This is a genomic window from Deinococcus malanensis, assembly GCF_014647655.1.
Classification (GTDB): Bacteria; Deinococcota; Deinococci; order Deinococcales; family Deinococcaceae; genus Deinococcus; species Deinococcus malanensis.
Genome location: NZ_BMPP01000004.1, coordinates 186,795 through 198,363, shown reverse-complemented (window position 1 = coordinate 198,363; position 11,569 = coordinate 186,795). Strand labels below are relative to the sequence as shown.

The window sequence follows — 11,569 nt, the reverse complement described above, 5'->3', positions numbered from 1 at the left end:
GGAGCACCCTGCACATGGGGCGCTCCGGCTGGAAGAGTAAGACTTTACTTGGTCGGAACCTTGATCTGGCCCTTGATGATGCGGGTCTTGATGCTCTCGAGCTTGATGATCTGAGAAGAGGGGATCAGGGCGCGGTTGTACTGGTCGACCGCATAGCCCACGCCGTTCTCGCGCAGACCGAAGCGGCGTTCGCCACCCTTGAAGCGGTCAGCCTTGACGTCGTTGATCAGCGAGTACACGGCGTTGTCCACGCGCTTGAGCATGCTGGTCAGGCCGTGGTTCAGGGTCGCGGGACGCTTGTCGAAGTCGCCCAGGTAGTTCTGGTTGCTGTCCACACCAATAAAGAACATCGGACGGGTGTTGCCGGCGCAGGCGCGCTGGTAGGACGCACTCTTGGGCACCTTGGCGAAGTTGTTGCTGGTGAACTTGATGCTGCCGCTGGCCTTGATGCACTGGGTCTGCTTGATGTAGTCGATCACGCCGTTGCCGCTGCCGCCGGCAGCAGCAAAGATGATGTCAGCACCCTTGGCGCGCATGCTGGCCGCGATTTCCTTGGCCTTGCCAGGGTTGTTCCAGGCGTCAGGGGTGGTACCCACGTACTGGGCGATGACGCGCGCCTTGGGATTGGCGGCCTTGACGCCCGCGGTGTAGCCGGCCTCAAACTTGTGGATCAGGGGGATGTCCATGCCGCCCACGAACCCGACCACGCCGGTGGCACTGTTCATGCCGGCCAGGTATCCGACCAGGTAGCTGCCTTCCTGCTCAGCAAAGACCAGGCTGGCCACGTTTTTCTGCTGGGAGACGTCGTCTACCAGACCGAAGTACAGGTCAGGGTTTTCCTTGGCGACCTGGGTGATGCTGGCGTTGTTGGCAAAGCCGACGCCCACGGTCAGGTCGAAGCCCTCGTTGGCGAAGGAGCGGATGCCCTGAATGATCTGGCTGGGGTCGCTGGGTTCGAAGTCATTGACCTTCACGCCCAGGTTCTTGGTGGCGCGCAGGCTGCCTTCGTAGGCGCTCTGGTTAAAGCTCTTATCGAACTTGCCGCCGGCGTCGTAGGCCATGCCAACACGCAGGGTCTGGGCGGAGGCAAGGGTGGTCGTCAGGGCAAGGGCCAGGGTCAGAAATTTCTTCATGGTGCTCCTTTGAGGACGTGGGAAAATCGTGTACAGAGTATACGAAATGAGGGGGTTGTACAGACTAGATAAATATCATGGCTGACTGACAAAGCCCTGACAGGCAGATAAACATTGTGACCGGGTTGCCTCAAAGTTCCGCTGAGGCACGAACCAGGGGCCGGTGATACGCTGCCTGCATGGATCAGGCCGCCCTGCCCGACGACCACGCCCGCTACCTTTCCCTGCGTGCCGAGGTCGCCCGCCACAACCGCGCCTACTACGAACAGGACGCGCCGGAAATTCCTGACGACGAGTACGACGCCCTGGCCCGCGCGTTGCGAGACCTGGAAGCCCGGCACCCCGAGTGGGTGGAGGACGAGAGTCCGGTACGGACGGTGGGCGGCGCGCCGAGTTCGGCCTTCCAGCCCGTGGCGCATCCTACCCCCATGACCAGCCTGGACAATGTGTTTGATGATGCGGAACTGCGTGACTGGCAGGAAAAACTGGCACGTTCACTGAACCTGCCTCCCGAATCGGACGACTTTACTTTTACAGGTGAACTTAAGATCGACGGTCTGAGTGTCAACCTGTATTACCTGGACGGCGCACTTCAGTGGGCGGCCACGCGCGGCAATGGCAGGGTGGGGGAGATGGTGACTGCTCAGGTGCTGACCGTTCCGGGAATTCCACAGCAGCTGAAAGGCATAAAAGGCCAGCTGGAAGTCCGCGGCGAGGTATATCTGAGCCGGGCAGACTTCGCTGCCTTCAATGCCCAGGCCGAAGAACTGGGCACGACTTTGCTCAAGAATCCTCGCAACGGCGCTGCGGGAGCGCTGCGTCAGAAGGACCCGGAGGTAACCCGAACCCGCAACCTCAAGGCCATTTTTTATAGTCTCGGCAAGCGCGACGGCGTCGGCGCCCGGACACAGAGCGAGGTGCTCCAATGGCTGGCAGGCCAGGGGTTTCCGGTCAGCCATTACAGCGAGACCTTCCGCGGTTACGCCGCCGCCGCTGACTATCACCGCCGGATGACCGAGGCGCGCTCAAACTTCGAATTCGATGCCGATGGCACCGTGATCAAGCTTGATCCTCTGAGCCTGCAGGAGGAAGCCGGTTTTACCAGCAGGGCGCCGCGCTGGGCGATAGCCTTCAAGTTTCCGGTCGAGCAGGTGGAAACGGTCCTCGAATCGATCACCGTCAACGTGGGCCGCACGGGGAAGCTTGCGCCGCTGGCACACCTGGCCCCACGCCTGATCGAGGGCAGCACCGTCAGCAAAGCTACCCTGCACAACGAGGACTACATTCACCAGATGGACCTGCGGATCGGCGATACCGTGGTGGTTCGCAAGTCAGGCGGGGTTATTCCGCAGATCATGCGGGTGGTGACCGAAAAGCGCCCGGAAGGTGCCGTGCCGTTCGTCTTTCCTACCCATTGCCCGGAATGCGGCCACGAGGCCACCCGCGCCGAAGGAGACGCCAACACCTATTGCCCCAATCCTGCCTGCCCGGCCCAGCGTTTCGAGCGGATCCGCTATTTCGTGTCGCGGGGTGCGATGGATGTTCGCGGCATCGGCGAGAAGCTGGTCATGCAGGTGATCGAACATGGTCTGGTCCGCGACGCTGCCGACCTTTATCTGCTGACCGCCGAGCAGCTGTCGGGACTGGAACGCGGGGGCGAAAAGAAGGCGCAGAACATCCTAAGCCAGCTCGAAGCCAGCAAAACGCGGCCCCTGTGGCGGTTGATCAATGCGCTGGGTATGACGCACGTCGGCGAGCGGAATGCTCAGGCTCTGGCGCGTGCGTTCGGCAGCCTGGACGCCCTGCTGCAGGCCACCGAGGAACAGATCGAGGCGGTTCCGGGGATGGGCGGCGTGATTGCTGTGAGCGTCAGCGCGGCGCTGGCCGACCCCACCATGCGCGACCTGATTGCCCGCCTGCGCGCCGCCGGCCTGACCCCTGAAGAGGAGCAAACCGGGCGCGGGGAGCAGCTGGCGGGCGTGAATTTCGTGATCACCGGGTCCCTTTCCCGGCCGAGGGACGAGCTTAAGAGCCTGTTGGAAGCGGCGGGCGCGCGGGTCACGGGGAGTGTGACCAAGAAGACCAGCTACCTTGTCGCCGGGCAGGACGCCGGAAGCAAACTTGACCGGGCGCGTGAACTGGCCGTGCCGGTGCTTGATGAGGCGGCCCTGGACACGCTGTTGCAGGAACGTGGAGTACCGGTTCCGGGCGTTCAGGCGCCTGCCGCGCCCACCGTCTAAACTGAGAAGAACCGCGCAGTGTATTCCCGCTGCGCCCGGAGGCACCACACCATGAGCACCAGTGAAGTCGAAATCAGCAAAAGTGTCCTGCTGGACATTGCCGCCACTACCCTGGAAGGCATCGAGGGCACCGAGATCTCCAGCGCTCCTATCAAAGTCGGAGAAGTTCTTCGCAACCAGCAGGGTGCCCGTAAGCCCCGCGCCCTGAAAGTGACCCGCGAAGGTAACGACGTTACGGTGGACGTCGGCCTCAACGTGGATTACGGACGCAACCTGGTAACCGTGTCGCAGCAGGCCCAGCGTGAGGTGTGCGAGAACATCGAACTGATGACCGGGCTCAAGGTCCGGGCCGTGAACGTCACCGTGCAGGGCGTCTGCCTGCCGAAAGGAAGTGCCGCTTGACGCGCCGCCGGGAAAAGGCGTTGCAGCCTGTGGGCACACGCCGGGCTGCCCGCGAATTCGTGTTCCGGGTGCTGTTCGAGGCCGACCGCGGTGACCTGCCTCTGGATACCGTTTTTACCCGCTCAGAGGGCGCCATGAGGGAGGGCGACGACACGTTTCCCCAGTTGAGTGCCGATGCCCTGACGTTTGCCAACGAACTGGTGCGCGGACTGGAGCAGCACCAGGGAGATATAGATGCGACACTGCGCCGGACCATCCGGGGCTGGAGCTTCGATCAGATGGCCCAGACCGACCTGAACGTCCTGCGGCTGGCGGCGTATGAGCTGACCTATACGCCGGAGCCGCATCCGCCCGTCATCGAGAGCGCGGTGCGTATCGCGCGCAAATTTGGTGGAGACGACTCCGGTCGCTTCGTCAACGGGGTTCTCGCTGGGCTGAGCCGAAGCCTGCAGTCCTCGGGCCCGGCCCGGTCTGACTGCCAGACTGACTCCGCGCAGGACTAGCATGGGTGCCCGCGTCCTGGCGGGCGCGTCCGCCGCAGGTGCCCTCCTGACCCAGGCTTCCCGGCGTGCCTCGAGCCTGAGCATTCGCCCGCATCTGGTGTTGATCCGGGCTGGCACGGACCCGGCCAGCCTGAGCTATATCCGTGGCAAGCAGCGTCAGGCCGAGATAACCGGTCTGCGCACGACGGTACACGCACTGCCGGAATCAGTCACCCTGCCGGAGCTGCTGACGCTGCTGGCGACCTTGAATGCCGACAGCGGCGTTCATGGCATCCTGGTTCAGCTGCCTTTGCCTCCCCATCTGCCGGTCGCTCCGCTTCACGAGGCTGTTGATCCCCGCAAGGATGTGGACGGCTTTCATCCGCTGAATGTGGGACGGTTGTGGTCAGGAACCCGTGCCGTTGACGCCCCGGTCCTGGCCCCTTGCACGCCGCTGGGGGTGCTGGCTCTGCTGAGGCATCACGGGATTCCAGTGGCGGGCCGGCGGGCCGTGGTCGTGGGGCGCAGTGACATCGTGGGACGCCCGATGGCCGCTGTGCTGCTGGGTGCCGACGCCACGGTGACGGTCGTTCACCGCCGGAGCACCGACCTCGCGGCCCTGACCCGTGAAGCCGATGTGCTGGTCGTGGCGGCTGGGCAGCCCTGGCTGATCACCGCAGATATGGTTCGGCCCGGCGCGACGGTGGTGGACGTCGGAATTCACCGCATTTCCGGAGAGGGACAGCCTGTGCGCCTGACCGGAGACGTTCACCCGGAGGTCGCCGGGGTGGCCGGCGCCCTGACTCCTGTGCCGGGTGGCGTGGGACCGCTCACGGTGGCCCAGCTGATGTTGAACACCGTGCTCGCCGCTGAACGGCAGGTAAACTGGAATGTAGTGTGAACGCCCTGCAAGAACTTTTTGGGAATCCCTGGCTGTGGACCGCGGTGCTGGCCTCGACCGGTGCTCAGGTGATCAAGGTCCTTCTGATTCTGCTGCTCGAACGGCGCTGGCGCCCCGGAGCCTTCATGGAAACAGGGGGCATGCCCAGTAGTCACAGCGCCATGGTCACGGCCCTGGCCACCGGTGTCGGCCTGACCCAGGGCTTCGGCAGTCCGCTGTTTGCTGTCAGCGCCGTGTTTGCTCTAATTGTCATGTACGACGCTACAGGTGTGCGCCACAGCAGTGGTCAGCAGGCCCGGCTGCTCAACGAACTCGTCGGAGAGTTGCGCGCCGTGGTGCGCGAGGGCTTTGCTCCGCTGCCCCTCAGGGTATTGATGGGCCACACCTATCTTGAAGTGCTGATCGGGTCGGTACTGGGAATCGTGGTGGGCTGGCTGTCGTTCAACATTCTGTAACCAGAGCTGAGACCCGGGCCGGCAGGAACCGGCGTGGCGCCGTATTTATATGATTGTCGTTTATGTGATTGTCGGGACAGCGGCGTGGCGCCTGGTCCGGCCCCGCTTTCATCCCGACGGTGCAGCGGTCTGCCCCCGTACACCGTCGTGGACGCATTTTCAGACGGCCTGCACACCCCGCAGAACGCCGTCGAGCAGCATCCTGAGACGCTCGCGTGTAAAGGGGCGCTTGCCCTCAAGCAGGATACCGTCGCCAGCATGGAGGTGCCAGTGTTTGCTGCCGCCCATCAGGCGCAGGCTGACCGCCTTGAGATCCGCGTAACGTGGGCTGACCGCCGCCACCATCTGCGGCTGCCCGCCAGCGCTCAGGCTGACACTCATAATGGTCGTCGGCAGCTCGTAGGGCCGTTCCATCCGGTAAATATAATCGGGGAAATCGGCGACCTTCTCGAAGCTCAGGCCGCGTGCGGCGGCCTCCTCCTGAAGCCAACCCAAAAACTCTACCCACTGCGCGTACAACGCCGAGTCCGATGCATGTGACATGTCACCCGAGTCTAGTGGAAAACTGGCCGGGTGTGGACCATGCGCCAGTTGGCCGGTGCCCGGGAGCACCCCGTTGCGACCAGATGACAGGATGCGGCGCAGCATCGTCATTGGCACCACGGGCAGGGGCGAGACGACACTAGCTGCAAGCCTCGCGGGCCGGCTTAATGTGCCTTGCGGCGAGCAGGACGCCTGGAACCACGGACCGCACTTGAGGGAAACGCCGAGGGCTCAGTTTCGTGCCCTTGTGGACACCTTCACGTCGGAGTCAGCCTGGGTCATGGACGGCAACTCCAGCAAGGCACGGGATATTGGCCGGTCACGTTCCGACACGCTGGTCTGGTTTGCACCAAGCCTGCGGTTCCAGAGCGCGCTGCGGACCCAGAGCTAAAGTCTCTGTCAGCCCTGAAGGAGCAGGCGGCCTCCCGCTGCGTCCACCCGGACTTCGCCGCCGGCCACAATTTCACCGGTCAGGGCGTCGCGCCACTCGCCTGCCGGGAGGGTCAGGCTGACCTCGTGGGCCTTGCTGCGCCGGCTGGCCAGGGCGATCACACGTGACAGCTGCCCGTCGGCTGCGGTGACCTCACGCAGGAAGGCCAGGGCGTCAGGCTCAGCGTGCAGAAAGCGCAGGCTCCCGCTGTGCAGGGCAGCGGTCTGGTGCCGCACGGCGATCAGGGCTTTGATTCTGGCCAGCAGTTCCTGGTCCCACTGACTCTCGTCCCACGGCATCGGCTCGCGGCACCAGGGCATGTTTCCGGCCCGGCTCTGGGACAGACCGATCTCGCTGCCGTAGTAGGTGCACGGCACTCCGGGATAGGCCATCAGCAGCGTGAAGGCGGTCAGAAAGCGTGTGCGGTCGTTGCCCAGCCGGAAATGCGCCCGCCCGATGTCGTGCGATTCGAGGAGGTTGAACATGCTCAGCGCGACTTCCGGTGCCAGGGCGTGATAGGCGTCCCACAGGATATCGGCCACTTCCTCGCCATCAAGGCGGCTGGGTTCCTGGAAAAAGGTTGCTCCGGCCAGCCACTGCATGACGGGAAGTCCGAACCCGTGATAGTTCATGCTGCCGTCTTCACCCTGGCCGTCCAGGGCGTGCTCGGGATCATAGAAGCGTTCACCGAAGACGTAGGCATCCGGGCGTTCCTGCCGCGCGGCAGCCTTCAGGGCGCGGTGCAGCGGCAGGTTGTCGGCATCCGTGCCACCGCTCCCGATCATATGGGCGACGTCCAGGCGCCAGCCCGCTGCGCCCTGCCGCAGCCAGTGGCGCACGACGCTGCTCTCCCCACTGAAGAACTCTTCTACCGCACTTTCGTTGCAGTAATCGATCTTGGGCAGGGTAGGTACATCGAAAAACGAGTGGTACGGGGGTTTGCCGGGCTCGTCGCGCCAAGTGAACAGCGCGCGCTCCGGGGCATCCGGGCTTGCCAGGGCTGCCTGGAACAGGGCGTTCTCGTTGCCCATATGGTTGAACACCCCGTCGAGCACGATGCGGATGCCCGATTGATTGGCTTCGCGGACCAGTTCATCCCAGGCCTCTTCGCCCCCCAGGTGGGGATCGACGCGCCGGTAGTCGGTGATGTCGTAGCGGTGGTTGCTTGGCGACTCGAAAATGGGAGTAAGCCACAGCCCGGTAATGCCCAGATCACGCAGGTAGGGCAGCGCCTGGGTCACACCATTCAGGTCGCCGCCGTAATGCCCGTGGATGTCACCCTGGGCATCAACCGGGTGGTCCCACGCGACGTGCTCGACCGGTCGTCCTTCGTAGATGTACTCACCGGTTTTGACGTCGTTGCCGGGATCTCCGTTGCGGAAACGGTCCGGGAAGATTTGATAAAAGACGCTGCACCACGCCCACTCCGGCGCCACGTGCCCGGAGAGATACTGAAACCAGCTGCGAAAGCCCCGGCGGCTGCGGTGCAGCCCCAGCGCCGTCAGGTTAAGGTGGTCGTCAGCGAGGTTGAGCTGCCAGGCGTAGCGCACCCGGTGGTCCTGGAGCGGCAGTTCGGCCTCGAACCAGCGGCCTTCTCCAGAGAATTCAGAGGGAGCAGCAACCTCCTGTGCGGGCAGGGTCTCGATTTCTCCGACCTGCACGACCTTGAGCGTCACGCCTGTGACTGGCAGGGTGGTCCGGACGCGAATACGTACCGTCTGTCCCAGTGGTGCTCCCAGCTGCTGCGTGTACGCCGGGGTGTGATCGTGCTGAGCTTTGTAACCTGTAAACACCATGTCGTTCCTCCAAAAGAGCAGTCCCGGGACAACTCACCCGTGTCAGTGCGGGAGGTCGTGCCGGGACGGCAAGCGTTGCCTGTGAATTTGCTGAAGTCTGCCTGCCCGACCCTGCCCAGGTCAAGCGTGGGACTGGACTGTACATCTCTCCTTGTGCCGCAGCCGTTTACATGTAATACTCACCGGGTTCCAAAATCTGTTGAGTGACTTCATTTGCTGGGTGTGACCTGGCAGATGGCAGGAGGTGCATGTGGTGTTTCAGCCGGTGGCCAGCGCCCGTGTGGTGGACCTGGTTCGGGACAGCCTGCGTCAGGCCATCCTGACGGGTGATCTGACGCCTGGAACCCGGCTCAGCGTGCCGGAACTGGCCAGGCAGTTGCAGGTGTCGCGCTCGCCGGTGCGTGAGGCCGTGTTGCTGCTGGTCGGCGAAGGTCTGGCGGTTGAGCATTCGCGCCGTGGGGTGGAGGTCGCTCAGCTGAGTCTGGCTGACCTGCTCGAGCTGTATGAACTGCGGGCAGCTACAGATTCGCTGGCAGCTGCTCTGGCCGCAGAGCGCATGACGACCACCGACCTCGCGGCCCTGCGCGGCGTTATGGACGCCCAGGGGGCAGCTGCCCTGCGCGACCCGCGGCAGTTCCGGACCCTGGACCGCCGCTTTCATCAGATCATCGTGCAGACCAGCGGTAATGCCCGCCTTGTTCGTCACGCGGAACTGCTTTCGCGTGAGATGTGCCTGGCGGACCACTGGCGGCTGGACACCGAGGCCCACCTGAAACTCAGCCACGAGGAACACCGCACCATCGAGCGGGCCCTGCGTCAGCGTGACGCGCATGGCGCTGAACAGGCCATGCGCGCCCACCTGCGCCGCGTGGCCTGTTCGGTTCAGACTCACCATTGCCCCCACCTTTCCCCGTCCCCCCAAGGAGACAATCATGCGTAAATTTATGCTGCTCACTCTGTCCGTGGCTCTTGCCGGCAGTGCCCAGGCCCAGGGCACCATCAAGATCGGTGCCATCACGTCCGTCACCGGCCGCTTCGCCGAGTTCGGAAAAATGCAGCTGGCCGGTTTCAAGGTCGGCGTGGCGGAGGTCAACCGCAGGGGCGGCATCGGCGGGCGCAAGGTCGAACTGATCATCGAGGACAACGCCTCGGACGTGAACAAGGGCCTGGCCGCCGCCGAGCGCCTGGTGAATGCTGGCGTGCCCCTGGTGATCAATGAGTACAGCAGCTCGCTGGTCAAGGCGCAGGCGCAGTATCTGGCCCGGCAGCGGGTACCGAATCTGGTCATCACGTCCAGCGGTGACGACATCACCAAGCCGGGAAGTGACTACATCTTCCGCCTCAATCAGCCAGCCACCGAGTACGCCCGCGTGATTCTGAATATCTTCCGTGACAAGAAGTTCAAGACCATGGCCGTGATTGCCGGCACCGGTGCCTTCGAAAAGAGCGTGGCGGACGCCGCCCAGGTGATCGCCAAGGAGTACGGCATCAACATCGTGGAAGACCAGCGCTACGACAAGGGTCTGACTGACTTCCGCCCGGTGCTCAACCGGATTAAGGCCAAGAACCCCGACGGCCTGCTGATGGTCTCCTACGCCGAGGACAGCGTGGCCCTGATGCGTCAGGCCCGCGAGGTCGGCGTCAAACCGCGCCTGTTTGCCGGAGGCGCGGCCGGCTTCGCCCTGCCGGAGTTCGTCAAGGACAGCGGCACGGCTGCCGAGAACGTCATCACCGCGACTGCTTGGATTCCGCAGCTGCGCTACAGCGGCGTGCAGAAGCTCAACGTGGAACTGGTTAAAGCGCTGGGCGGCGCCGAACCGAGTTACCACGCCGCTCAGGCCTACGCCGGGGTGATCGTGGCCGCCGAGGCCATCCGGCGCGCCGGAGGCACCGATCGCGAGAAGGTCAAGGTGGCACTCAACGGCCTGAACATGCAGACGGCGTTTGGGCCGGTTCAGTTCAAGGACTATGACGGGTTCCGCAACCAGAATCCGCTGGTGATGGTGGCGCAGCAGGTGCAGGGGGGCAAATTCGTGCCCATCTACCCCAAGAGCGTGATTCCCAAGGCCATCAAGTTCGAGCGCTGAAGGTGAGGGGGCGGCCGCAGACTTACCTGCGGCCGCCCTCCTGCCGGGGCGCCCCGGGGCACGCTGCTCCGCCGTACGCCCCGGAAAACTGGGTGCCCAGCGCAAGCAACGGCGAGCCCGGACCGGGGCGCGGCAGGGCTGACCCACAGCACAAGGGCGACAGACTCCCCCCTGACCTTTCCGCAATTTCTTTCAAGGAGCCCGAATGGACCAAGCAGCCGTCACGGCTTTTTTCCAGACCCTGGTGCAGGGCCTGCTGACCGGGGGCCTTTACGCCCTGATCGGCACCGGCCTGAGCCTGATCTTCGGTGTGATGAAGGTCATCAATTTCGCCCACGGCGACTTTCTGGCGATCGGGATGTTCATTACCCTGGCCCTGTTCAAAACGCTGAACATCGATCCCTACCTCAGCCTGCTGGTGGCTGCGCCCGCGGGTTTTGCCCTGGGATACATCATCCAGCGGTTCGTACTGCGCCGGCTGGGGGACCGCCTGGGCGAGGGGAGCATGCTGGCCACGCTGGGCCTGGGCCTGATCATCAGCAATACGCTGCTGCTGGGGTTCGGAGCCCAGCCGCAGAGCATCAACGTGCCTTACGCCACCAACACCTTTGCCTTTGCCGGGGTTCAGGTCAGCATCCCACTGCTGATCGCCGGACTGGGCACGCTGGCGGTGATCGCGGGTCTGAACCTGCTGCTCTACCGCACTGAACTTGGACGGGCCATTCGCGCCACGGCGCAAAATCCCCTGGGGGCGGAACTGCAGGGAGTCAAGACGGCCAACATTCAGGCCATCGTGTTCGGGATGGGCGTGGCCTTCGCGGCGATTGCCGGCGTGCTGCTGATGCCGCTGCTGTATGCGTTTCCCACGGTGGGCGAGAACTACACCACCAAGGCCTTTATCGTGACCGTCCTGGGTGGCCTGGGGAATCTGCCGGGCGCCGTGGTGGGCGGGCTGGTGCTGGGCGTGATCGAGTCGCTGGGGGCCTTTTATGTCAGCAACAACTACCGGGATGCCTACGGGCTGGTCGCCTTCCTGCTGGTGCTGCTGCTGCGCCCTGAAGGTCTCTTCGGGAAGACGGTGAAACGGGTATGACGGCTGC

General features: G+C 63.9%; 11 protein-coding genes. 8 read left to right on the top strand and 3 right to left on the bottom strand.

Annotated elements, in window-relative coordinates; all coding sequences use genetic code 11:
* Positions 1–44: 44 nt before the first annotated feature.
* Positions 45–1,133, bottom strand: a complete 1,089-nt coding sequence (locus IEY49_RS06355) for a BMP family lipoprotein (protein ID WP_189005622.1) — start codon at positions 1,131–1,133, stop codon at positions 45–47.
* A gap of 179 nt (positions 1,134–1,312) precedes the next feature.
* On the opposite strand from IEY49_RS06355, the gene ligA reads away from it, so the two are divergent.
* Genes ligA through IEY49_RS06330 form a run of 5 tightly spaced genes read left to right on the top strand, consistent with a single transcriptional unit; the run spans position 1,313 to position 5,613 of the window.
* A complete protein-coding gene (gene ligA / locus IEY49_RS06350) occupies positions 1,313–3,373 on the top strand; it encodes an NAD-dependent DNA ligase LigA (RefSeq protein WP_189005620.1) in 2,061 nt (686 codons plus the stop codon).
* Positions 3,374–3,424: 51 nt separating this feature from the next.
* Positions 3,425–3,775: an Asp23/Gls24 family envelope stress response protein gene (locus tag IEY49_RS06345; RefSeq protein WP_189005617.1), complete on the top strand. Its 351-nt coding sequence runs from the start codon at positions 3,425–3,427 to the stop codon at positions 3,773–3,775.
* Positions 3,772–4,278 (top strand): transcription antitermination factor NusB, encoded by a 507-nt coding sequence (gene nusB, locus IEY49_RS06340; RefSeq protein WP_189005615.1) that lies wholly within the window; start codon positions 3,772–3,774, stop codon positions 4,276–4,278. The genes IEY49_RS06345 and nusB overlap by 4 nt, the downstream gene beginning before the upstream one ends.
* Before the next feature lies 1 nt (position 4,279).
* Positions 4,280–5,158, top strand: a complete 879-nt coding sequence (locus IEY49_RS06335; protein ID WP_189005613.1) for a tetrahydrofolate dehydrogenase/cyclohydrolase catalytic domain-containing protein — start codon at positions 4,280–4,282, stop codon at positions 5,156–5,158.
* Positions 5,155–5,613: a divergent PAP2 family protein gene (locus IEY49_RS06330; RefSeq protein ID WP_189005611.1), complete on the top strand. Its 459-nt coding sequence runs from the start codon at positions 5,155–5,157 to the stop codon at positions 5,611–5,613. The genes IEY49_RS06335 and IEY49_RS06330 overlap by 4 nt, the downstream gene beginning before the upstream one ends.
* 159 nt (positions 5,614–5,772) lie before the next feature.
* Here IEY49_RS06330 and IEY49_RS06325 read toward each other — a convergent pair whose 3' ends face one another.
* A complete protein-coding gene (locus IEY49_RS06325) occupies positions 5,773–6,156 on the bottom strand; it encodes an NADH-quinone oxidoreductase subunit 15 (RefSeq protein ID WP_189005609.1) in 384 nt (127 codons plus the stop codon).
* A gap of 399 nt (positions 6,157–6,555) precedes the next feature.
* Positions 6,556–8,382 (bottom strand): alpha-amylase family glycosyl hydrolase, encoded by a 1,827-nt coding sequence (locus tag IEY49_RS06320; protein ID WP_189005607.1) that lies wholly within the window; start codon positions 8,380–8,382, stop codon positions 6,556–6,558.
* Between the two features lie 250 nt (positions 8,383–8,632).
* Here IEY49_RS06320 and IEY49_RS06315 point away from each other — a divergent pair, with 250 nt between their 5' ends.
* The 3 genes from IEY49_RS06315 (at position 8,633) to IEY49_RS06305 (ending at position 11,562) form a co-directional block, all read left to right on the top strand.
* A complete protein-coding gene (locus IEY49_RS06315) occupies positions 8,633–9,322 on the top strand; it encodes a GntR family transcriptional regulator (protein WP_189005605.1) in 690 nt (229 codons plus the stop codon).
* Positions 9,315–10,469 carry an ABC transporter substrate-binding protein gene (locus IEY49_RS06310; RefSeq protein ID WP_189005603.1) on the top strand — a complete coding sequence of 385 codons (1,155 nt, stop codon included), beginning with the start codon at positions 9,315–9,317 and terminating at the stop codon, positions 10,467–10,469. Before IEY49_RS06315 ends, IEY49_RS06310 begins: the two co-directional genes overlap by 8 nt.
* Positions 10,470–10,674: 205 nt before the next feature.
* A complete protein-coding gene (locus tag IEY49_RS06305; protein WP_189005601.1) occupies positions 10,675–11,562 on the top strand; it encodes a branched-chain amino acid ABC transporter permease in 888 nt (295 codons plus the stop codon).
* The last annotated feature ends 7 nt before the right edge of the window (positions 11,563–11,569 follow it).